General features: G+C 59.1%; 15 protein-coding genes. 12 read left to right on the forward strand and 3 right to left on the reverse strand.

Annotated features, from left to right (window positions below; translation table 11 throughout):
- Window positions 1-95: 95 nt before the first annotated feature.
- From DB51_RS01220 to ilvC, 5 genes are all read left to right on the forward strand, one after another.
- Entirely contained in the window at window positions 96-1,361 is a 1,266-nt protein-coding gene (locus DB51_RS01220) for a LacI family DNA-binding transcriptional regulator (RefSeq protein WP_051867129.1), read from the forward strand.
- Between the two features lie 308 nt (window positions 1,362-1,669).
- Window positions 1,670-3,163 (forward strand): sucrose phosphorylase, encoded by a 1,494-nt coding sequence (gene gtfA, locus DB51_RS01225; protein WP_034250773.1) that lies wholly within the window; start codon window positions 1,670-1,672, stop codon window positions 3,161-3,163.
- A 58-nt stretch (window positions 3,164-3,221) separates the two neighbouring features.
- Entirely contained in the window at window positions 3,222-4,766 is a 1,545-nt protein-coding gene (locus tag DB51_RS01230) for an MFS transporter (RefSeq protein WP_238548265.1), read from the forward strand.
- 655 nt (window positions 4,767-5,421) lie between these two features.
- Window positions 5,422-6,726 (forward strand): MFS transporter, encoded by a 1,305-nt coding sequence (locus tag DB51_RS01235; RefSeq protein WP_034251117.1) that lies wholly within the window; start codon window positions 5,422-5,424, stop codon window positions 6,724-6,726.
- Window positions 6,727-7,112: 386 nt separating this feature from the next.
- Entirely contained in the window at window positions 7,113-8,165 is a 1,053-nt protein-coding gene (gene ilvC, locus DB51_RS01240; protein WP_034250774.1) for a ketol-acid reductoisomerase, read from the forward strand.
- A 231-nt stretch (window positions 8,166-8,396) separates the two neighbouring features.
- Here the strand turns inward: ilvC and DB51_RS01245 are convergent, their stop codons facing one another.
- Both DB51_RS01245 and DB51_RS01250 read right to left on the reverse strand, forming a co-directional pair.
- Complete coding sequence (locus DB51_RS01245; RefSeq protein ID WP_202961979.1) at window positions 8,397-10,400, reverse strand: glycoside hydrolase family 32 protein; 2,004 nt, start codon at window positions 10,398-10,400, stop codon at window positions 8,397-8,399.
- A 125-nt stretch (window positions 10,401-10,525) separates the two neighbouring features.
- Entirely contained in the window at window positions 10,526-11,998 is a 1,473-nt protein-coding gene (locus tag DB51_RS01250) for an amino acid permease (protein WP_238548278.1), read from the reverse strand.
- Between the two features lie 282 nt (window positions 11,999-12,280).
- Here DB51_RS01250 and DB51_RS01260 point away from each other — a divergent pair, with 282 nt between their 5' ends.
- Both DB51_RS01260 and DB51_RS01265 read left to right on the forward strand, forming a co-directional pair.
- Entirely contained in the window at window positions 12,281-12,982 is a 702-nt protein-coding gene (locus tag DB51_RS01260; protein WP_034251122.1) for an ABC transporter ATP-binding protein, read from the forward strand.
- Between the two features lie 7 nt (window positions 12,983-12,989).
- A complete protein-coding gene (locus DB51_RS01265) occupies window positions 12,990-15,662 on the forward strand; it encodes an ABC transporter permease (protein WP_051867131.1) in 2,673 nt (890 codons plus the stop codon).
- A gap of 53 nt (window positions 15,663-15,715) precedes the next feature.
- Here DB51_RS01265 and DB51_RS01270 read toward each other — a convergent pair whose 3' ends face one another.
- Window positions 15,716-16,777 carry an FAD:protein FMN transferase gene (locus DB51_RS01270; protein ID WP_051867132.1) on the reverse strand — a complete coding sequence of 354 codons (1,062 nt, stop codon included), beginning with the start codon at window positions 16,775-16,777 and terminating at the stop codon, window positions 15,716-15,718.
- Between the two features lie 204 nt (window positions 16,778-16,981).
- Between DB51_RS01270 and DB51_RS01275 the strand changes: the two genes are divergently transcribed.
- From DB51_RS01275 to DB51_RS01295, 5 genes are all read left to right on the forward strand, one after another.
- Window positions 16,982-18,685, forward strand: coding sequence for an FTR1 family iron permease (locus tag DB51_RS01275; protein ID WP_051867133.1), 1,704 nt, complete (start codon window positions 16,982-16,984; stop codon window positions 18,683-18,685).
- Window positions 18,686-18,746: 61 nt separating this feature from the next.
- Window positions 18,747-19,361 carry an iron transporter gene (locus DB51_RS01280; protein WP_034250776.1) on the forward strand — a complete coding sequence of 205 codons (615 nt, stop codon included), beginning with the start codon at window positions 18,747-18,749 and terminating at the stop codon, window positions 19,359-19,361.
- Between the two features lie 678 nt (window positions 19,362-20,039).
- Window positions 20,040-21,320, forward strand: coding sequence for a DUF2318 domain-containing protein (locus tag DB51_RS01285; protein ID WP_034250777.1), 1,281 nt, complete (start codon window positions 20,040-20,042; stop codon window positions 21,318-21,320).
- A 15-nt stretch (window positions 21,321-21,335) separates the two neighbouring features.
- The gene (locus DB51_RS01290; protein WP_034250778.1) at window positions 21,336-22,679 is read left to right on the forward strand and encodes an ABC transporter permease; all 1,344 of its coding nucleotides are present in this window, start codon (window positions 21,336-21,338) and stop codon (window positions 22,677-22,679) included.
- A 34-nt stretch (window positions 22,680-22,713) separates the two neighbouring features.
- Window positions 22,714-23,970, forward strand: coding sequence for an ABC transporter permease (locus DB51_RS01295; RefSeq protein WP_034251129.1), 1,257 nt, complete (start codon window positions 22,714-22,716; stop codon window positions 23,968-23,970).
- Window positions 23,971-24,018: the final 48 nt, after the last annotated feature.

Genomic DNA, 24,018 nt, shown 5'->3' on the forward strand with positions numbered 1-24,018 from the left:
AGGGCAAGGGCCCCGTCGAAGGTTCTGATGCTGGATTACAATGCAGAGTGAATGTTGGAAATCGGGAGAGTCCTGCGATCCAGGGAGGTTTCACTATGGTCGGCATGCGTGATGTGGCCAAAAAGGCGGGCGTCGCGCTGAGTACGGTGTCGCTGGTGGTCAATGAGAACGGATATGTCTCGGATCAGATGCGTGAACGTGTCGAATCGGCCATGAAGGAACTCGATTATGTGCCGAACGAGCTGGCGCGCAATCTGTATCATGGGCGTTCGCACATCATCGGCGTGATCGTTCCCACCATTCAGCATCCTTTCTTCTCGACCTTGACCGCATACCTGCAGCAGGTGTTCGCCAGGCATGGCCTGTACACGATGCTGTGTTCGACCTTCGATGTCGGGGAGGGTGAGGCGCCGTATGTGGATATGCTCAGAAGGCGCATGCTGGACGGCATCATCCTCGGCGCGCATACGGATTACCCGCACGATTATTGGACTTCCATAGAACGACCAGTGGTGGCCTTCGACCGCTCTCTGGGTGCGAGCGTACCCTCGGTCGGTTCGGATCACGAGCAGGGCGGTGAGCTCGCCGCGTCGTTGTTCGCTCTGACGGGTGTGAGGCATGTCGTTGAAATAGGCGGGCCCAGATCACGTTTTCACGATGCCGCCGACGACGCACCAAGGGATACTCCAAGTGCGTTGAGCCCTGTACCGGATGACGATGCGAAGGGGGATTCCGAGGATGTGTCCGCCCGGCGTACCACATTCCCTCCTGTGCGCTACCAGCTTGCGTTCGAGTCCGTCCTTGATGCGGCGGGCATCAGATACGACTATATGGAGATTCCTTCCGTGGCCGATCTCGGACAGTTCGAACGTGTCGCCCGCCAGTTGTTCGAGCGCTTTCCTGATGCCGATGCCATCATGGCTCCCGATCTTGCCGCCGCGTTCTGCGTCCAGGAGGCTCTCAGAAGGGGAATCAGGATTCCCGAATCTCTCCAGATTCTCGCCTACGACGGTACCTTTGTGACCGACGCCGCAGGTATGAAAATCACCAGCATTCTTCAGGATTTCTCAGGTATCGCCAACAAGCTCTCGGAGGCCATGCTGGAAACAATCAATGCAGACGCTCAGGACGCAGAGGGTGATGGCGCGGGCGTCGACCAGGAGCACGGCGTGCAGCCGGCGTTGCCATCGGAACAGGCGGATGTGCTCTCCGGCATGAGGGCCGATGAGGCAGACGAAGAAATCGGTGTGGCGGGTATGCTCACCCATACCATTCCCATGAAGGTCAAAATCGGCCAGACCACGCGATGGAACGAGACCGTGAGGGAGCTGCTCTTCGGCTCGCATCCGCAGACCGACTGACTTGGCGCGGTGCACTGAGACCTTACTCGGCTGAGAGGCGATAACTGCACTAAAAGGACAGCAATGTGGAGATAATTTCTCCGAAAAGCTGTCCTTTTAGTGCAGTTATCGTATTCGGGCCATACAACCCAACATAAGCGGCGCTCTTGTGAGGTGGCGGACTTTGCATTGCTGCTGTCGAACCGGTTCGATACAATTACGGCTGTATCTGCCGACGTAGTCAAATGCGGTCGGGACAGGTACGCGTGGCACATAACAGACGTTGCACACAACGATGTGACCGTTTCGCTAACGAACAAGGAGGTCCGATGCTGAACAAAGTACAACTCATCACCTATGCCAACAGGCTTGGCGATGGAACAATCGAGTCAATGACGGAGCAATTGCGGAGCAAATTCGCAGGCGCATACGAAGGTGTCCACATCCTTCCCTTCTTCACCCCCTTCGATGGTGCCGATGCCGGTTTCGACCCGATGGACCACACCGCGGTAGACCCGAGACTGGGGTCATGGGACGATGTCGCGGAGCTCTCCAAAACACACAGCATCATGGTCGATGCCATCGTGAATCACGTGAGCTGGAAGTCCGCACAGTTCCAGGACGTCCTTGCCAAGGGGGAGGACTCGCCCTATTACCCGATGTTCCTCACGATGAGCTCCATCTTCCCCGATGGCGCCACCGAAGAGGACCTTACCGACATATACCGCCCGCGTCCGGGTCTGCCCTTCACTCACTACAATTTCAACGGCAAGACCAGACTCGTGTGGACCACCTTCACGCCTCAGCAGGTGGATGTGGATACCGATTCGGATGCAGGGTGGGCTTATCTGATGTCGATTCTCGACAAGATGGGCCAGTCGCACGTGTCCTCTCTGAGACTCGACGCGGTCGGCTACGGTGCCAAAGAGGCGGGAAGCAGCTGCTTCATGACACCCAAGACCTTCCAGCTGATCGGACGTCTGCGTGAAGAGGCCGCGAAGCGTGGTCTCGAAATCCTGATTGAAGTGCATTCCTATTACAAGAAGCAGGTCGAAATCGCCGGCAAGGTCGACTGGGTCTACGACTTCGCGCTGCCGCCGCTCCTGCTCCATTCGCTGTTCACCGGCTCGGTGGACGCCCTGGCCAAGTGGGTGGAGATTCGCCCCACGAACGCCGTCACCGTGCTCGACACCCACGACGGCATCGGCGTGATAGACATCGGCCCGGATCAGATGGACCGCAGCAAGCAGGGCCTTGTTGACGACGAGGCAGTGGACCGTCTTGTGGAAACGATTCACGAACGCACGCATGGCCAGAGCGCCGAAGCGACCGGGGCTGCGGCATCGAACCTGGACCTGTATCAGGTCAATTCCACCTTCTACTCCGCCTTGGGTGCCGACGATGAAGAATATCTGGCGGCCAGAGCGGTGCAGTTCTTCCTGCCTGGTGTGCCGCAGGTCTATTACGTCGGCGCGCTCGCAGGTGAGAACGACATGGAACTGCTGAAGAAGACGAACAACGGACGTGACATCAACCGTCACTTCTACACCAGCGAGGAGATCGACGAGAACCTGCGGCGTCCGGTGGTACGTTCCCTGAACGCCCTGTGCCGGCTTCGCAATACGCTTGACGCCTTCGACGGCGAATTCTCCTACGAGGTCGACGGAGGGTCCATCGCGCTCGCATGGTCCGGTGAACGCAGCTCTGCGAAACTCACCTTCACGCCAGGCGACCATGCCCGGCTGAGCAAGCTCGAATGGTCCGATGAGTCGGGAATCCACAGCAGCGACGACCTGCTGTCGAATCCTCCGCAAGTAGATTGATGTGATGGCGCCACGTATGCAACGTGGCGCCAAATTCGTGGTGTTCTGAGGAGGTACGGTGTCTGCTGACAACCACAACGGTGATGGCGCTGACGAAGACGTCGAAAAGAACGTTGGCGACAGGAACGACAAGTCGCATCGACGACGAAAGGTATCGGGAGATTCGTCGCAAGCGAGTCCCGGCTCGACCACGACCCAAGCCGAGACCCAGGGTATACGCATGGTGGCCGAGACGGCACCGGCGGTGGCTGCCGCAGGCGCGGTATCGCCCTCGCATTCGGTGGATGCAGCGGTCCCGGACAGGGAATCGGCGTTCATGGATATGCGCGATCCGATGGTCAGCGCCGATGGGCACCGCCCGAACCGCAAGGAAATCATCAGGCTGACCCTCGGATTCACGCTGAGCGCCGTTGCCTGTGCCATTCCCTGGGTGGCGCTGAGCTCCCTGATTCTGCCGCAGTTGCTGGACCAGATTGACCCCGGCACCCGCGAAGCCATGATCGGGACCATCAACGCCGTCGGCTCGGTGGTGGCGCTGTTCGCCAATGTCGTCTTCGGCACTCTGTCTGACCTGACCCGTTCCCGTTTCGGCCGACGTTCGCCGTGGATTATTGCCGGCGGTCTGCTTACCGGTCTATGCATCTTCGGCATAGGCTTCACCACGTCGCAGACGATGATTCTGCTGCTGTGGTGCACGGCTCAGCTCGGGTACAACATGATGCTGGCGCCTTTCGTGGCCACGATGTCCGACCGAGTGCCGGACAAGGTGCGCGGTACCGTTTCAGGGTTCTACGGTGCGGGCATAGCCGTCGGGCAGACCTTGGGCTCCCTGGTGGGCTCTCAGCTCATCGGGCATATCCAGGGAGGCTTCTTCATGGGTGCGGCGGTGTTCGCGGTTATCGGCATGGTCACCGTCGTGGTGTGGCCGAGAGAGCGCTCAAGCGTGAACATGGTTCGCAAGCCCTTCAGCGTGAAGATGCTGCTCCTGAGTTTCCAGCCGCCGAAGAACGCACCGGATTTCTATTACGCGCTATTCGGCCGCACCTTGATGATGGCCGGATACAACATGGTGACCATGTATCAGCTCTACATCGTGAAGTATTACGTGTTGAAGGACTCCGGATTCAATGAGTCCGACCTGGCCGCCCATGCGGCGACCATCATCGCCACGATGTCGATTATCACCTTGGTGGTGTCCTTGGTGGCGGCCCTGGTCGCCGGGCCGATTTCGGACCGTCTGGGCATGAGGAAGGTGCCGATTTCGCTGTCGAGCTGTCTGTTCGCGGTCGGTGTGGCGATGCCGTGGATTCTGCCCAATGCTCTGGGCATGTACCTGTTCGCGGGTATCGCGGGATTCGGCTATGGCGTGTACAACGCCATCGACCAGGCTTTGAACGTCGCGGTTTTGCCGAATCCTGATGAAGCTGGCAAGGACCTGGGCATTCTGAATCTGGCCAACACCCTGTGCACTGTGCTTGGGTCGATGCTGGCATCGGGCGTGGTGCTGATGTCGGGACGCAACTACATGTGGATATTCCCCACGGCCATCGTGGTCGTGCTGATGGCGGCCGTGCTCATCATGCGCATCAAACACGTGAAGTAGAGCGGACGCGTCATCAAGGAGATAACTGCACTAAAAGGACAGCTTTCGGTGATGATTTCCCGCGAAAAGCTGTCCTTTTAGTGCAGTTATCGTATTCGACCCGTATTCCGGCAAGTGCAGAGTCCGTCTCTGTCCACATTGTGGACATGCGATAGCGATGCGTGATACCACGGACCTATGGTCTGTTGCAGTCCGGTTGAGAGACTTCCGGTGATGAATGAAAGCGAGGTGTCGACATGATGAAGAGCTATCTCCAGCATGTGGATTGCACGCTCGTGAACGTTCATCGTGAAGAGCTGCGAATTATTAGCCCGTCTTCGTTGGCGGACTGAAACAGCATTCACACTGTTCGACCCCACCACGAAGAGCGGGGTTCTGAGCAGACCGGACGATTCCCTTCATGCACATGCAGATGTGTCATAGTCTCGTTCATCATCATTCTCAGGTTGAAACCCCGTTTCCCAAGCGGGGTTTTGTTGTATCGCACGTCGGAACACGACAGGCGGTACCTGATGAGGAGATGACAAGGATGACAACAGTCGACGTTTCGGCTGATACGAGCCTTCCGCAGACCGACGGAGCCACCACGACCGGGGCGCCCGAGGCCTTTGTCCGTGGGGAACGTGGGGAAAAGGGGCCGGCACTGGGCGCGAAGATGTCCACGCTGGCCAGGGACTCGGTGAAAACCGTAATCGGTGCTTCGATGGTTGGCACCGCCATCGAATTCTATGACTTCTACGCGTACGGCACAGCCTCCGCGAATTACTTCCCGAAGATATTCTTCCCCGAGGCCAACCCAACCGTGGGGCTGTTGGCCTCGCTGCTGACCTTTGCCATAGCCTTCATCGCCAGACCATTGGGGTCGCTGCTGTTCGGGCATTTCGGCGACCGTATGGGACGCAAAACAACCTTGGTGGTGTCTCTGCTGCTGATGGGTTGTGCGACCGTGCTGATTGGCTGCTTGCCGACATACGGCACCTGGGGCTTGCTGTCCGTGGTGCTGCTGTGCGCGTGCCGCTTCGTGCAGGGCATCGGGTTGGGCGGCGAATGGTCCGGCGCGGCGTTGGTCGCCACCGAGAACGCGCCTGCCGACCGTAGGGCGCTCTACGGTTCCTTCCCAGAGCTGGGTGCACCGATCGGCTTCTTTCTGTCGAACGGCACCTTCTTCCTATTGGAGATGTTCTGCACGCCACAGCAGATGCTGAGCTGGGGGTGGCGCGTGCCCTTCCTGCTGTCCGCCGTGTTGGTCGTCATCGGTCTGACCATCCGTGTGCATATGGAGGAGACCCCTATATTCCGTATGGCTCTCGAACAGCAGAAAGTCGTGAAGGCTCCCCTTGCGGAAGTCTTCCGCACAAGCTGGAAACAGGTATTGCAGGCGACCTTCCTGGTTGCGGTGACGTACACGCTGTTCTACACCCTGGCCACATGGTCGCTCGCCTTCGGCACCAAAGCCAAGGGGCAGGGCGGTGGCGGCCTGGGCTTCACCACCCAGGAATATCTGCTGATGCTGATGGTCTCCATCGTGGTGTTCGCAGTGTTCATCGTGCTGTCCTGTGTGTATGCGGATCGTCTGGGCCGCCGCAGGGTATTGGTTGCCAGCTCGGTGGCACTGGTGGTGTTCAGTCTGGTGTTCCCGTATCTGCTGATGGGATACCGTAATTTCTTCCAGGTCATGGTCTTTCTGTGTGTGGGTTTCGCCCTGATGGGCGTGGCCTTCGGGCCTATCGGCGCCATGCTCCCCGAGCTTTTCCCGACGAACGTGCGGTATTCGGGGGCCGGAATCGGCTACAACCTCGCGGCGATCGTTGGTGCGGCATTCGTGCCGACGATAGCCACCTGGCTGTCCTCTCATTGGGGTGTGCGGTCCGTGGGGCTCTATCTCGCCTTCATGGCGTTGTGCTGCCTGGTTGCGGTACTGAGCTGCCACGAGACGAAGGATATCGATTTCAGCAGATAACGACACGGCTGCCACGAACGCCACGGCAGCAGCAGAGAGCGGGGTGTCGCCTATGTAATCGGCGAGAACAATGAACAATCCGACAAACACAACAACATCCACGGAACTTAGTGCACCTGATATATTCCACACAATATATATTCCACACAATGAAATAGTCCACACAATGAAATAGTCCACACAATGAACTTGGGCGGGTGTGCACGGTAGAGTCGGGTAGAATCAACAACGGCTACCATAAGACTTTATTTCGGTTGGAGTCGAACGGGACAAAATCTCGGGGTCACCACCGATAGGCAACGACTGTAAGTACACGACAACAAACGGCATGGCAGCAACCGTATTTCTGCCGAGAAAAATTAATAATAAGGAGTAGTGCATTCATAATGGCAGCACAAATCTGGTATGAACAGGATGGCGATCTTTCGGTTCTTCAGGGGAAGAAAGTGGCCATCATCGGCTACGGCTCACAGGGACACGCCCACGCGCTGAACCTGCGTGACTCGGGTGTCGACGTGGTCGTCGGACTGCGTCCGAACTCGAAGTCCGTCGAATTCGCCAAGGAGCAGGGACTTGAGGTCAAGTCCGTTCCCGAAGCGACCGCCGAGGCCGACGTGATCATGATCCTGGCACCTGATCAGTACCAGCGCACCATCTGGACCAACGACATCGAGCCGAACATCAAGGAAGGCGCAGCGGTCGCCTTCGCACACGGCTTCAACATCCACTACGGCTACATCAAGCCTTCCGCGGACCACCCCGTGTTCATGGTTGCCCCCAAGGGCCCGGGCCACATCGTTCGTCGCGAGTATGCGGCGGGCCGCGGCGTCCCCGTGGTGGTTGCGGTCGAGCAGGATCCCCGTGGTGACGGTTGGGACATCACCCTGGCCTACGCCAAGGCTCTGGGAGCTCTGCGTGCAGGAGCCATCAAGACGACCTTCAAGGAAGAGACCGAAACCGATCTCTTCGGCGAGCAGGACGTGCTCATGGGTGGCATCAACCACCTCGTCGAGTGCGGCTTCGAAGTGCTGACCGAGGCTGGCTACCAGCCGGAGATCGCGTACTTCGAGGTCTGCCACGAGCTGAAGATGCTTGTGGACCTCATGAACGAAGGCGGCCTGAACAAGGCTCGTTGGAGCTGCTCCGACACCGCACAGTATGGTGATTACATCTCCAAGGTCGTGGACGATTCCACCAAGGACCGCATGCGCTACCAGCTCAAGCGTATTCAGGACGGCTCCTTCGCCAAGGAGTTCATCGACGATCAGAACGCCGGAGCTCCTAAGTTCAAGGAACTGCAGGAGAAGTACTCCCACGAGAAGATCGAGGAAGTCGGACCGAAGCTGCGCGCCATGTTCTCCTGGAACAAGGGCGAAGCTGCAGATGCCGATGAATCGCAGTCCTTCACCGGAAAGATCGCCCGCGCCCAGGTTCAGTAAGTCTGGCTCGGTTCACAGGTAGCGTTAAACCCACCTGACTCTCGTAGCGTGTAGGCCGCAACCCGAAAAGGTTGCGGCCTACACGTATTTCGAGGGCCGTCAGATGAACTCCTCGGCGCAGCTGTGCAATATGGCACGTGTGACGCCGGTATTCAAGTGATTGCCGTGCTCTTGCGCACAGTTCGGCGCTGACGGATGTCAATGGAGCGCGGAACGGTGCGCAACGGCACATCAAGCCATGATGTCGGAGGGTGTGTCGTTCGATGCCGGGCGGCTGCGTTGAGGTCGCCGCACGGTGCGAAGAATCCCGATTCCGGCGACCAGCAACAAGGTGCCGATTCCGAGAGGCCAGACGACGGCACTGCCGGTGTTGCCGAGTTTGCGCGTGGATGCCGACTGTGCCTGCCGTTGCCCAGGGTGTTGCAGGGTTTGCTTGCTGTCGCTGCCGGCCGGTGTGCCGGTGATGCCGGTGGATGCCGATGGTCCGGGCTGTGAGTCGGGCGTCTGCGGAGTCGGGTCTGCAGTGGGTTCAGGCGTGGGTGACGGCTGGTCGTCCTGGCTGCCGATGGTGTTCAGCGAGTATGACAGCGCATTGCGGCCATCGGTGCTCACGCGGATGGTGGATTGCGTATCCGTCGACAGGCGGAGCATGGTGTAGGTCTTGCCGCTGCCCGGAATCGTGAATTCGACGCTGCTCTGGTCCTGCAGGATGTGCATGGTGAGCGAGCGTGGCGATGTGCTGCCTGCGCTGGCTGCGATGACCTTGGTGTATTCGTATACGCCGTCCTTGTCGCTGAGTCTGGTGGTCGAGCGGGTGGCGGTATAGGTGGCGGTGTCGGCATCATAGATGATGGTAACCGAGGAATCGGCCTGTTCCAGGGTTATGGTGATGCGGCCTTCCACGGCTTTGTCGCCGTCGGTGTTGGTGAAGGTCAGTTTGGCGTTCTGCGCGGACGGGCGCGAGATCTTCAGCAGCTCCTTGTTGCCGTCGGCGCTGCTTGCGGTGCCCGTCAACGCTTTGCCGAACAGCGCAGTCGGCTCCACGAAGGCGCTGTCGAGTGTGTAATTCCCGGCGGAGCCGCTTAGGGTCAGGTGCCGGGCCAGACTTATCGAGCCGAGTTTGTAGGTGATGCCATTGTCGTCGCTGATGTCTTTGGCGGAATATCCCCAGTTGCCCATCCACGCGAGTGAGGTGATTCGTGCATCGCCGTCCTGCATGAAGTTGGCGCCGTAGTAGTCCGAACCGTCATCCACGCGTTTGGGCTGCTGTTCGGTCACGAACACCCTGTTGTCGTCCAGATGCCCGACCATATAGTACGTTCCCGTGGTGCTCCCGTATTGATATCCGTTGGCGCCGAAGAAGAGGATGGTCTTCTCCTCTCCCGTGGCGGGGTCCCGGAGCGTCTTGATATTGGGGCATTCGACGGTTCCCAGATCCTTGCCGTTCAAGGCTCCCGCATTCAGTATCGTTGCCCCGACGTACGAGAAGGTGATGCCGTCCTTGCTGGCGTAGGTGCCGATTTTGTCCCCCTCGGCGAGGTACATCATCATGGTCTTCGAAGCAGAGTCATAGGACATGTAGGGGTCGCGGAAGTCGGTGTGGTCGTTGGGAGCGCTCATGATGGCTGAGTCCCGGTATGGTTTGAAGCTCGCCCCTTCGTCCGTCGAGTATGCGATGAACTGTTTCTGGACGCCTTCGATGTAGCTGGTGAAATAGGCGACAAGGGCGTCTTTGGGCAGGTCGGTGAAGGGGCCCTGGCTGTTGTCGATGATGGTTCCTGTAGCCATCGAGAACCATACGCCGTTGAACTTCGGTATGGATACCCCGACATCGGTGTAATGCACGAAATCCTTGGTTTTGACGTGGTACCACACGGTTCCGTCTCCATCGTGCTTGTACATGGGATTCTGGATGTACATGAAGTGGTAGTATCCGTCCCGCCCTTTCCAGATGCTCTGGATGTCATTGAGAAAACCCTGAGGGGTGTTGTAGTGGTATAGCTGGTCGAACTGGCTGCTGGTGAGCCCGGCCGGCGTGGTGCTTTGCGTGATTGCCGTGGTAACTCCTTCATGGTGTTCGCTTGCGTCGGCCTTTGTGCCTGACGTGATGCCGATGCCGAGCGCAGTGACCAGACAGACGATGCTCGCGGTCAGGCGCATGGTGGCGCGGGCTGCCTCCGAGCGGGAGGGCGGATGGTTGCGGTTTGTGCCGTGATTCGACAGAAATGTGTTCATGAATTCCCCCAAAATCGTGCAACAGCGTTGTTGCAGGTGTGCCTTCGACACCAGTGGAAACTGTATTGCGTCAAACGTTTGACGGCAAATTCATGGGAAGTCAGAACGACGTCTTGGAGGTTATCTCAGTCGCCTGTCGTGGATGCAGGATGGCGGTGTTGGCGCGCCGCGAAGGCGCCAAGCAGCAGCAACAGCCAAATCGGCCCTACGGCCACAGCGATTCGGTAGCTTGGGGAGAAGCACATGAGCACCACCACCAGGGCGAGGAACAGCAAGACGAAGATATTGCTTGCAGGATGCACCGGCATCGGGAAGGCCAGCTTGCCCAGTGCCTGCTTGCCATGCAGCCTGGAAAGCCTGTTCGGTCCGAGTCCTGCCGAGACGTGTTTGCGGAATTTCATCTCCGTGATCATGATGATGGTCCAGTTGATGATGCCTGCAATGGTGGCTATCGACATCAGATAGTTGAAGGCGAATTCGGGCCAGAGGAACACCACCACGACGGCTATCGCGGTAATCGCCGCCGAGGTGAGCACTCCGGCCGCAGGAACGCCGTTCCTGCTGAGACGACCCAGGTATGCAGGGGCATTGCCTTGGCGTGACAAGGAGTACAACATGCGGGAGTTGGCATACAGTCCGGAGTTGTACACGCTCATCACCGCCGTCAGGCATACGAAATTCAACAGACCCGCAGCTGCGTGGATGCCGACGGAATCGAATATCTGGACGAAGGGGCTGACGACGGTTCCCCGCGCGTTTGGTACGCCGATCGTGTTCCACGGCACCACGGCCATGATGATTCCCAGAGCGCCTACATAAAAGACCAGGATGCGCCAGATGACATCGTTGGTGGCCTTGGGAATCGTCCTCCGCGGGTTCTCGGTCTCGCCTGCGGTGATGCCGATCAATTCCGTGCCGCCGAAGCTGAACATCACCACGGTGAGCGCCATCAGCAGACCGGACCAATGCCCGTCGGCACCGCGCGACATCAGACCATGCGGCAGTGCCCCGCCGGCCAGCCCGAACCAATTGTGGAAGGATGCGGTGATGCCGCTGCTGGTGGGCAGATTCAGCACGAGTATCGCTATCCCGCCGAGAATCATCGCGATGACCGCGACGATTTTGATGATGGCGAACCAGAATTCGAATTCCCCGAAGCGGCTCACGCCGAGCAGGTTCGCGCAGGTGATGACGACCAGAAATACGGCTGCGGACAGCCAGGCGGGAATCGACGGAAACCAGTAGTTGACGAATGAACCGACCACCGCCAGCTCGACCATGGAAACCAGGATGTAGTTGAACCAATAGTTCCAGCCGGAAATGAAGCCCGCACGTTTCGACCAGTAGCGGCTGGCGAAATAGCTGAACGCACCCGCTTTCGGGTCCTCCACACTCATTTCGCCCAAGGCCCGGACGATGAGGAAAATCACGCCGCCGCCGATGAGGTATGCCAGCAGAATCGCGGGACCGGCAAGGGATATGGACTCGCTCGAGCCATAGAACAGACCTGTGCCGATTGCTCCGCCCATGGCTATGAGCTGGATGTGCCGGTTCTTCAGCGTACGATGCAGAGCGGTTGCAGGATGGTTGCCCGTCACATTCCCCGTGCTCTTCTCTTCGGGTGTGCTGGAATCCACGTTACCTCCCCTGGCGTATGCGCAGACTCCCCTTGCCTGCGTGCGATACGATGATGTCAGGAATGGGGCGTGCCCGTTCGTGGCCCCAAACCAACTGCTTTTGAAGCATAGTCTCTTGTTGCGCCAAGAGGCCTTGGTACATCGTCGTCGTGGACGCTGCCGCAGCGTATCTCATGCAGCGTTGCATATTACGGCGCATTTGCGGCGTTGCGCATGCGTGCTGCATCAGTCGAGGAGGATACGTTGGCCTACATCGAATTCAGTCATGTCGTCAAGGAATACCGATCGGGCGGGGGAAGCATCCGCGCCCTCGACGATGTGAGCTTCTCCATAGCGCAAGGCAGTCTTACCATCATCCTCGGTGCCTCCGGCGCAGGTAAAACCACGGCCCTGAACATTCTGGGGGGCATGGATACCCTGACTTCCGGCACGGTGACGGTCGACGGGCATGACATCTCATCGCTCGGTCGCAAGGAGCAGACCTTGTATCGACGTAGCGACATCGGTTTCGTCTTTCAGTTCTATAACCTCGTCTCCAGCTTGACCGCGCTGGAAAACGTGGAATTGGCCTCCCAGATACGACGCGAGCACTTCGACCCCCGGGAGACGCTGGAACAGGTCGGTTTGGGACACAGACTCGATAACTTCCCCAGCCAGCTCTCGGGTGGCGAACAGCAGCGGGTGGCAATCGCCCGTGCCATAGCCAAACGCCCCAAACTCCTGCTGTGCGACGAGCCCACGGGGGCTCTGGACTATGCGACCGGCAAGCAGATTCTGCAGTTGCTCCAGGATATCAGCCGGGAACAGGGTATGACCGTGGTCATCATCACCCATAACACCGCAATCTCCCCGATGGCCGACACTGTGATTCATTTCCGCAGTGGGCAGGTGCAGCGCAGTTCGGTGAATGCGCACCCCGTACCCATCGCCGACATCGAGTGGTAGGTGCGACATGACGGACAGCAATGCGCGAAAGGGCCGCCATGGATTGCGTCGTTACGGCGCCGCGGTCAAGGATATGTGGCGCACCTCGTTGACGAATTGGAAGAGATTTCTTTCCATCGTGCTGATAACCATGCTTGGCGTCGCCGTGCTCACGGGCATCTATGCCGGATGCAGGGACACCTTGCTGTCGGCCGACCGTTTCTATGATGCTCAGCAGCTTTATGATATTCAGGTCGTCTCGTCGGCGGGGCTGACGAACGATGACGTGAAGGCCCTGGCCGCCGTGAAGGGTGTGCAATCGGTGCAGGGCGAGCATGCGGGTGCCGCCAGCGTGAAGATCGGCGGCACGCAGCACCTCGCCACCATCAATGAACTCGGCGGCAGCAGGCTCAACCAGGTCGCCGTGCAGCAAGGCGCATTGCCCGCCAAAGCCGAAGACGTGGCGGTGACCAAGCGCTTCATGGTCGATAGCGGCGCGCGACTGGGGGACCGTGTCGGTCTGACGAGCACCGATGCCGCAACGGGGCGGGCCATCACAGCCGAATACACCATCACCGCGGTCGTGCTCAATCCCACGGATATCGCAAATCCCGAAGGCTACAGCACCGGCACCTTCCGTTCGCAGCAGACTGCCAGCTATGAATTCTTCGTGCCTTCGGGCAGTACCGATGCGGCGGTGTATTCAGCCGTCTCCATATCCGTCGCCGGCGCGCGGCAGCTGGATACCTTTTCCGATGAATACGATTCCCGAGTGCAAACCGTCATCGACCGTATCAACGATACGGTGACGCAGCGCAGGGAGGAGGCCAGAAGCCGGGAGCTGGAACGGGAATCGACGCTGCTGCGTCAGACGGCATCGCAGTCGGACGGGACATCGTCCGCGGACGACGGCGCGAGCACTGCTGAGAGCACTGCTGAGAGCACTGCTGAGAGCACTGTTGCCAGCACTGATGCGAGCGCCGCAGAGGTGCAGTGGCATATCACCGATCGCGCATCCATCGCCACCTTCTCGAATCTCAAGGGGGATCTGAGTTCCATCGAATCGATTGGGCGTGCCTTCCCCGTGGTGTTCCTGGTCGTCGCCATTCTGATGAGTCTGACGGCTATGACGCGCATGGTGGAAGAGGATCGCGGGCTCATCGGCACGTACCTGGGTCTGGGGTATGGCAGAGTCCCCATCGCTTCACGATATGTGGTGTTCGCGCTCGCGGCGTGCATGGTCGGCGGAGCGCTGGGCAATGTTCTCGGATTCATTGGTATCCCGGCGTTTCTGATGAAGGTGCTGGAAGGTCTCTACGTCATCCCGAACACTGCATTCTCCTTTGACGCGCTCTATGGCCTTGGAGGATTCGTGCTGTTTGCGGTGGGTGTCGTCGGTGCGACCCTGTTGGCGTGCAGGGAGGAGATGTCGCAGATGCCCGCCCATCTGATGCGTCCCAAATCGCCGAAGGTCGGCTCTCGCGTGCTGTTGGAACGTTGGGGGTGGCTGTGGAAGCGTATGAGCTTCCTGAACAAGGTGACCGTTCGCAACATCTTCCGCTTCAAAAGCCGACTGTTGATGACAATCGGCGGTGTCGCCGGATGCACGGCGCTGATTGTTTGCGGCTTCGCCATCAACGATACGGTGCAGACTCTGGGGGCAAAGCAGTATGGCGGTGTTGACCGCTATGATCTGCTGAGCATCGCGGTCTCGGACGATGCCGCATCGACGATGCGGCAGAAGCTTGCCGACGATGGTCGGGTGAATCGTTCGGTCGACTTGCGGGTTGAAGGGGCGGACCTGCTCAATGCGGTCGGAGAGAGCGAAGCCGTTCGGTTGATAGTGGTTCCCGACGGGGAGGATATCGGGGATATGGTGGATTTCCGGCCCTCGGCTGAAGGCTTGAGTCGCACCTTCGGTTTCTCCGCCGAAGCGGGCTCCCGTCCTCGATTGACATTGGGCAAGAGCGGCCTGCTCGTTGCCCAGAGTGCGGCCAATGCCATAGGGGTCAGGGCTGGGAGCGCCGTCTCTCTGCGCAGCGACGCCCACGGCCAGCACAGCGTGAAGGTCCAGCAGGTCTATCGCAATCTGATCGGCAGCGATGTGTTCATGTCGGAGAGTCTGTACAAATCTGTTTTCGGCGTGGCGGCGCAGGACTTCGCCACGAATGCGGTGATGGCGACGTTGAAGGGAGACGGAGACGCTCAGGTCAGATATGCCAAGGACCTTGAGAAGTCCACTGCCGTGGCCTCGGCGAGCAGCACCGTTGCGATGGAGCGAGGCTTCTCCTTTGACCTGATGAGCGCGGTGGTCGCTCTGATTGTCGCCCTGGCCGGCTCTCTGGCCTTGGTGGTGCTCTTCACGCTGTCCAGTACTAACGTGTCGGAGCGCATACGGGAAATGGCGACGTTGAAGGTGCTCGGCTTCACCGATCGGGAGGTCCACATCTATGTGAACAAGGAGATGCTGTTGCTCGCCTTCTTCGGTACGCTTCTGGGCCTGCCGCTGGGTCGTGTCGTGGGAGGCATGCTTACGGGGGTGCTGAACATGTCGGGAATGTTCTTCGAGGTTGAGGTGCATTGGAGCAGTTATCTGATTTCGGCCGGTGCGACGATGGTGTTCGCGTTGATCGTGCAACTGTTCACCAACGTGGTGCTCAATCGCATCGACCCGGTGAGCTCGTTGAAAAGCGTGGAATGACGACGCTTGGATGACGGTTGTCGAGGCGTTTCCAGCCGTCACCGAATAAACCGTCACCGTATAAACAGTGAACCCGGGAAATGCCGCGATACCAGGGCTGTCCGGTCGTTGCGGATCACAGCGCATTCGAAGGGGAAGCTGCGGCTCAGGGTTTCAGGGTCGCAGACGAACAATGCGGTCGAAAGCCCGTCCGCCACGGCGGACGGAAAATTGCCGAAGTCATGAACATCCAGCGGTGTGGTGCCTGACGGGTTCGGTGAGGTCACCCAGGTGGCCATGACATCTTCTACAGGCATGCCATCTATGGCGTTGAGCAGATGATGCAGCGTGACCAGGCCGGTCTCATGGCCAAGGTGCTGCTCGTCGGGCTGCTCCCCGGTGCCTTGGCCTTCGAGTTCCGCGGTCCAACGTCGTCTGCTCGGGGCCGAAGCGCAGAGAGAGCCGTTGAGTATCTCGGCGACACCCACTGCATCCTCGTCGTCGCTCGGGTCCTCGAGCGCGATGCTGACCGGTGTGGCGGCACGGATATTCAAATCTCCTCCGGCATCGATAAGCAGATGCTTGCTGTGCTCCGCGCAGCGTTCACTGAGCAGATCCACCAGAAATCCCTTGCCGACCGCTCCGAAATCACATTGAACGGCCTGCCGGGTTATCAGGGTGGTGCCGTGGCGGGTGACGGTTTCGTCCCAACGCGATCTGCCGTGGACCCATCCAAGGGATTCCCGAACATCGGGGCGAGGATGGAAACTCAGGTCCGGACCATACCCGAGTTTCACCAGGTCGGCACCAACAAGAGGGTCGATGCTGCCTTGGGTCGCCGCGAACAGCAGGTCGACTATCTCGAATAGTGGATTGAGATAATCGGGAAAATCGAAGCTGCCGCCATGCTCCGCCTTGGACATCTGCTGCACCAGAGAGTCGTCGCGGAAACGGGAAAGCACCTGCTCGTATGCTTCGATCATGGTGCCCATATCCGACAGCACCTGTGTATCGAGTGCGGATTCGGTATGCATGACGATTCCGGTGCCTAGTGCTTCAGGGAAAGACGCGACATGTCGCAGACTGCCGACTGCGGGATTGTCGGCCGCTGCTGATGCTCCGGAATGGTGCTGCATATACGCAACTCTACTCATGTATCGGTGAGATGAACCGGTTTCGCGTCGCTCCGTGAATTGTGGTCACGATGGCAATATTAGGGCTTATACACCACAAAATTGTGAAAAACAAGACTGCACATTCTGGTTTTTTTCAGCTATTTTTCTAACTGGTGATTTCCCTCACACTGCTTCTTCACATAAGAAAACGGAAAGAGTCACAGCATGCAGTCACGTATGTATTCATTTGCGAAGCGCTCGATGGCGCTGTTCGCGGTGATGGTCGCCGCATGTGCGATGCTGCTGGCCCTGCTGCCGCAAGATACGGCACAGGCCGCCGACTCCGGGCAGTATGCGACGTGGAATGATGTCGCCACGGCAGCGAACGCTCAGCTGGACGCGGCGGAACAACGATATGAGAACGGCGATACCGCGGGAGCGTCCTCCGCGTTCAGTGCCAGTTACAACAGTGTGTATGTTGCCAGCAACTTCGCCAAAGTCGTGAACGACACCCTCGGCTCAGACCGTCAGCAGCAACTGCAGCAGCAATTCCAGTCGATCGAGCAGGCATCATACACTGCAGGCAATGCCGCGAGCATCAGGCAAGAGGTCGCAGCCTTGCAGGCGGCCCTCACCTCGGACGCCCGGCAGCTGGATGCGAACACCACGCTTGCCGATCCGACGAGATATGCGAAGGATTTGGAGCAGCAGATCGAGGAACAGCGGCAACAGCTGGAAGCCGCCAAAAAGAACAAGAACACCGGCAGGGGCGAACGCAGCTGGACGCAGGTGGCGACCGAAATGCACACCATCCTCGATAAGGCGTATCAGGCCGCATCCTCAGGCGATGGGCGCAAAGGTTCCGATCTGGTGAACGAAGCCTACTACCAGTATTACGAGAAGCTGGGTTTTGAAAAAACGGTGATGAACGCCATCAGTGGCAGACGCGTGTCGCAGGTTGAATACCAGTTCAAGGAAACCCGTATGGCAATGGTTCAGGGGGAGCCCAAAGCCAGAATCAACACCCTGGTGACCGATCTCAAGACCATGCTCAGTGAAGATGCCAAGACTCTCGATGGTGGTGCTGCCGGAAAGGTCAACGGTATGACGGCATTCTTCACCAGTGCGTTCGGTCAGGCCTTCGTGGTGCTGCTCCGTGAAGGTCTTGAAGCCTTGCTGGTGGTCGCCGCGATCATCGCGTATCTCGTCAAGGCCGGTCACAAGGACAAGCTTCGCTACATCTATTGGGGAGTGACCGCGGGACTGGTGGGCAGCGCTCTGATGGCGTTGCTGTTCACCTTCGTGTTCAGTTCGGCCGGGGCGCATCAGGAACTGCTCGAAGGGGTCACTGCGCTTATCGCGATGGTGATGCTGCTGTATACGAGCAATTGGATGTTGTCGAAATCCTCCGTCGAATCCTGGAATACCTACATCAAGGAGAAAACGGTGGCGGCGGTGTCGCAGGGGAGTGTGCTGTCCTTGGCACTGCTGTCTTTCCTTGCCGTATTCCGCGAGGGTGCCGAGACGGTGATGTTCTATCAGGCGATTTTCACGATGGCGCCGAGTGGAGGGAAGGAGATATGGCTGGGGTTCGCCGCCGCGACGGTGGTGCTGGCCATACTGTTCCTGCTGATTCGCTTCACCTCTGTGAAGATACCAATCCGCCCGTTCTTCATGATTACCAGTGCGCTGATGGCGGTGATGGTGGTGATCTTCGCAGGAGGCGGAGTGCACGCCCTCATCGAGGGCGATATCATCCCCGCCACCTATCTGCCATCCGTGCCGACCAATGACTGGATTGGTTTGTACCCCTACGCGCAGACGGTCATCGCCCAGATTGTGGCCCTGATAGCGGTGGCGGCACTGTTCACCGTGTCGCTGATTCGTCAGAGGCGTACGCGGGCGGTGGTTTCGGCGGTACGCGAATAAGACTTGTTGTCCCCCTTAAGGATTCGCATCCTTACCCCAAGGAAACAGAAGGAAAGAGAATATGACAAAGAAGCATTTCATGGCGGTCGCCGCACTGGTGTTGTCCGGTGCGCTGGCCCTGTCGGGCTGCGGCAGCTCCAGCAGCTCCGCGGACAAGGCGAACTCCTCCGAGTCGTCCAGTGCATCGTCGAGCGATGCCGGAGCGGGTTTCGAAGAGGTGCCCATCGGTGATGACCAGCAGAAGGGTCCGTTGAACATCGGTACCGTATTCTTCCAGCCGGTCGATATGGAGCCTGCGGGCATGGGCCTTGCCGCGGCGGATGCGAATATGCATCTGGAGGCGGATATCCATGCCCTGGCGAACAACGAGTTGGGCTATGCCAAGGGTGAGTTCGTTCCCGACCTGACCGTGAACTACACGATCACCGACGAGAACGATGCCAGCAATACCCAGTCAGGAACCTTCATGCAGATGAATGCTTCCGACGGACCTCATTACGGGGCGAACATCAAGCTGGAAAAGGCCGGAACCTACAAACTGACCTACAAGATCGACTCGCCGGCCAAGAAGGGGTGGATGCTCCACACCGATCCTGAAACCGGCGTTACAGGCAAGTTCTGGACAGACGCGATCACAGTCTCCTGGGACTGGGACTACACCCCGCATGAATGGTAGGAGCGTAAGCGAAAAGCGCAGTGCGCTTTTCGTAGCTCCGTGAGCGCGACTTTCGAGCGCGAAGTACATGTTGGGCCGGCCCTCTGGGCCGTCCGTTGTTGCAGGACGGAGCGTAAACACGGTGTTTCGGGTGCGCAGTGCGCTTTTCGTAGCTTCGTGAGCGCGAGCACCTACGGTGTTGTCGAACCCTTGGCGGGTTCTCCCCTCACCTTGGAGGAACGCACTGCGTTTCTCCTTTGACGGTTCGGCGAGCGCGAAGTACATGTTGGGCCGGCCCTTCGGGCCGTCCGTTGTTGCAGGACGGAGCGTAAACACGGTGTTCTGAGTGCGCAGTGCACTTTTCGTAGCTTCGTGAGCGCGAGCACCTACGGTGTTGTCGAACCCTTGGCGGGTTCTCCCCTCACCTAGGAGAAACGCACTGTGTTTCTCCTAGGTGAGGGGAGCGCGAAATACATGCTGGCGTATAAGAGCCGAGCGAGATAACTGCACCAACAGGACAGCAATTTGGTAATAATTTCTAGAAAAGCTGTCCTGTTGATGCAGTTGTCTCCTGAAATGGCTCCTGTTTGACCCTTCCCTATTCGTATGTGGCCGCATACCATGGGGAAGGGTCTGTTTGTGACCCGGTTACGGGCCTTTGGGTTGTATGACCGTCACCAAGAAGGGGGAGCGGATCGGATGCTTGAACAGTTTGTGACCGTGATGCCCGGCACGCTTGGGGCGGCCTTGGTGGTGATGAGCGCCAGCGTGATGCTCGGCGCCGGTGAGGGCAGGAACAAACCGCACAGTTCCGCGTGGAGGTTGTACGGTCTGGTGATCGGCTGCTTGGGGGCCATCGTTTTCGCTGGCCTGAGGGCCACCGCGGTCATCAATCAACGAACCGTCGTCAACTATCCGACATTGGTGTGCTGTGTGCTTGCCGATGTCGCTCTGGCGGTGGTGTTGTTCAGATCACGGAGGACGGTGTCCGAACGCGCCGCACATCCGCGGCGTCTGGATGTCGCCAATGCGGTGGCGGCGGTCGCCATCGCGCTGATTGTGTTCCGCGCCCTACCCGATGTGATTCTTGAACTGACTATTTTCGTTGCGCCCGGGGACCCGGTGTTCACTTCTGCGATGCTGCTTCGCGCATTGGGCTTCATTCTGGGGTTGGCTGCTTCCGTCATCGTGGCCTCGATTCTTCGTACGCTCCGGGTCACCGCGGACAGGCGCTTCTTTGACGCGGCCGCGATGCTGTTGCTGGCCTTGGTGTTCGTCCAGCATCTCACTGCGCTGTTGACGGTGATGCAGACCACGGGCGACGTGTTCCTGCGAGGCGTATCCTTCCGGCTGCTGGCGTGGCTCATCAACAATGGAACCCCGCTGATCATCGCCCAGGTCGCGGTGTTCGCCATTCCTGCGATCGCATCGATCGTCGCAGGGTTCCGCATGGCCGCGGACGGCGAGAATACGGCCGTCGTCCGTCAGCACACCGCGTTGCGCCGGCACGCGAAGGCGGCGGGGGTGTGGACCTTGCTCGCGGTGATCGGCGTGACGGTCGCATTGACCTATGGTGTCGCCCAGACCAATCAGGTTCCGGTGCTTTCTCCTCCTGAATCCTATGCGCTTTCGTCGGACAGGACTACCGCCACCATCAAATTCTCCCAGCTTGCGGATGGGCATCTGCACCGCTTCGAGTACAAAGCCAAAGACGGTACCGTGATGCGCTTCATCATCATCAAAAAGAACGGTGGCGCCTACGGAGTCGGGCTGGATGCCTGCGACAATTGCGGCGACGCCGGATATTACGAGAAGGATGGCAAAATCATCTGCAAGCGATGCGATGTGGCGATTAATCTCGCCACGATCGGATTCGCGGGCGGGTGCAACCCCATCCCCTTCCCATATCAGGCCGGGCACGGCAGCATCACGATACAAACAGCGGATCTCGATGCTCTTTCCGCGCATTTCAAGAGTTGATGGGAGGCAGATGACATGTTTCTCAATCGCATGGTGTTGCGCTCGTTGAGCCGACAGTTGGGCAGGCGCGTACTCATTGCGCTGAGCGTCGGACTGTCGGCGTGCGTGAGCGTGGCGATGCTCGGTGTGGTATTCGATGTCGGTGACAAACTCAACGCCGAACTATCGACCTATGGTTCCAACATCGTGGTCCAGCCGAAATCGGATGCCGTGGTCTCCGATCTGTATGCATCCGGTGATTCCGGAACTTCCGGCGGCGCGACGAAAGCCGACCCCACGTCATTCATCAAGGAATCGGATACCACCAAAATCAAGACGATTTTCTGGGCATACAACATCACCGATTTCGCTCCCCAATTGAACGCCCACGCGAAGGTCGGTGTGGGTTGCGGCGCTGCGTCCGGCACGGTGGACGAGTCATGCACCTCACACTCGGTTCCTCTGGTCGGTACCTGGTTCAACAAGCGCATCACGGCTTCCACAGGGGAATCCTCGACGGTCGGCGTGCAGGGCATGCGTTCATGGTGGAAGATTCAAGGACGTTGGGCGAAGGATGACGGCGATGAGGCGATGCTCGGTGCCACGTTGGCCAAGGAGCTCGATGCCACCGTCGGTGACACGCTCAGCGTCAGCAAAGGCGAGGGCGCCCGTCAGCTGAAAATCGTCGGGATATTCGATTCCGGTGATGACGACAACGGCGCGGTGTATCTGCCGTCGTCGATAGCGCAGGAACTGGCGGGTCTGCCTGACCAGGTGGACCGTGTGGAGGTCAAGGCTCTGACCACTCCGGAGAATGACCTGGCGCGCAAGGCGGCGCGGAATCCCGGAGCGCTGTCCCAGGAGGACTGGGAGACATGGTATTGCACGGCATACCCTTCGTCGATCGCCTATCAGATCGAGGAGGTCATACCCGGTTCCGTGGCGAAGCAGGTGCGGCAGGTCGCCGCCTTGCAGGGTGACGTGATGAAGAAGACGCAGGCGGTCATGATTCTCATGACCGCATTGAGCCTGCTTGCCGCCGCCATCGCCGTGGCGAATCTTATGGCGGCCGCCATCTCGGAGCGCTCGTCCGAATTCGCCTTGCTGAAGGCGATAGGTGCGAGCGATGGCTCGGTGAGCAGGCTCGTCCTCCTGGAGACGGCTTCCGTAAGCCTTGTCGGTGCGGTGGTCGGGGCCGGTCTCGGTTCCGTGATGGCCCAGGTGGTAGGCCATGTGGTGTTCGGATCGGGAATCACCATGCGACCGATGGTGTTCGTGCTGGTGTTCGTGCTACTGGCTGTGACTATCCTGGCGGCATCGTTGTCCGGTATTCGCTCGATTCTCAGGTTGCGGCCTGCGGAGGTGTTGCATGGCAGGTAAATCAACGCGAAAGAGACGTTTCGGCATGGGGAGCATGACCAACGGACGGATGTTCGCGGTCATGATTCTCGGCGCGGTGTTCCGTCGGCGGTCGCGTGCGCTGATGGCGGTTATCGCGTCCACAGTTGGCGCGGCGACCCTGTTCTGCCTGGCTGCGGTGTGTATCGCCGTCCCGCAGCAGATGAGCGAGGATATGCGTTCCTACGGGGCGAATCTGGTGGTCACCGCCGTGGAGAAGGACTCCTCCGCCAAAGCGGGCATCGCCGAGGATATGGTCACTCATACCACGGAAATGATAGAAGCAAAGGCTCCGGCCAAACTCGCGACATACCGCTACGACACCGTGCGCATCAACGCCGCCTCCTACATGATGGCCGGCATCGATCCGACGGCGGTGAAAACGCTCAACCACCACTGGAGCGTCGAAGGTGCGTGGCCCTCCGAAGGCCAGGTTCTCGTGGGCACGGATGTCGCCTCGGCCCTCGGACTCAAGGTCGGCAGTGATATCACCATCGCCTACCGTTCCGCCGACAATACCGGAGCCACGGCTGCTGCAGGAAGCGGCGGCGGCACCCCGAGTGGAGGGGCCGGGTCGACGCCGTCGGCGACCGGCACCGACGGTCGGGTCTCGACGGACATCATGGAGGAGGGCGGGGTGAGCTTCCGTGTTGCCGGCATCGTGGATACCGGCGGTTCGGAGGACCAGATCGTTTACGCGACGACGAAGGATCTCGACGCACTCGCCGGGTCGACTCGTGGAGCGGATGTACTCGAATATTCTGTGGATGCCTCGTCGAAGGACCTGGACTCCATCGTCCGGAGCATCAACGCGATGAGCAGTATGGGAGTCAAAGCGCAGACCGTCACGAAAATCACCACATCGAACACGAAAATCATCACCATGCTGCAAACACTGTTCTGGCTGGTTTCGGTGGTGGTGCTGGTGCTGACCTTCGTGGGTGTGGGGACGACGATGACCTCAATCGTGTCCCAGCGCCGCAATGAAATCGGTTTGCGCAAGGCTCTTGGCGCGCCGTCTTCACGTGTAGGGACCGAGTTCTATGCCGAATCGGCGCTGTACGGCCTGCTTGGCGGCGTGCTTGGCACCGGGCTGGGGTATTGCCTGGCCTGGATGCTGTGCTCAGTGGTGTTCGACCATGACCTGCGGATGAATTGGCCTTTGGCGCTCGCTGCCGTGATCTGCAGCATGCTTATCGCAGTGGTGGCGACCATCCGGCCTGTTCGCAAGGCTTCTGGCATAAATCCGGCAGTCGTGTTGAGGGAGGAATAACCCGAAAATGGAGATGAAGGCCTGTTGTGTAGTGATTGTTCCGGAACC

The sequence above is a fragment of the Bifidobacterium crudilactis genome, from assembly GCF_000738005.1.
Lineage (GTDB): Bacteria > Actinomycetota > Actinomycetes > Actinomycetales > Bifidobacteriaceae > Bombiscardovia > Bombiscardovia crudilactis.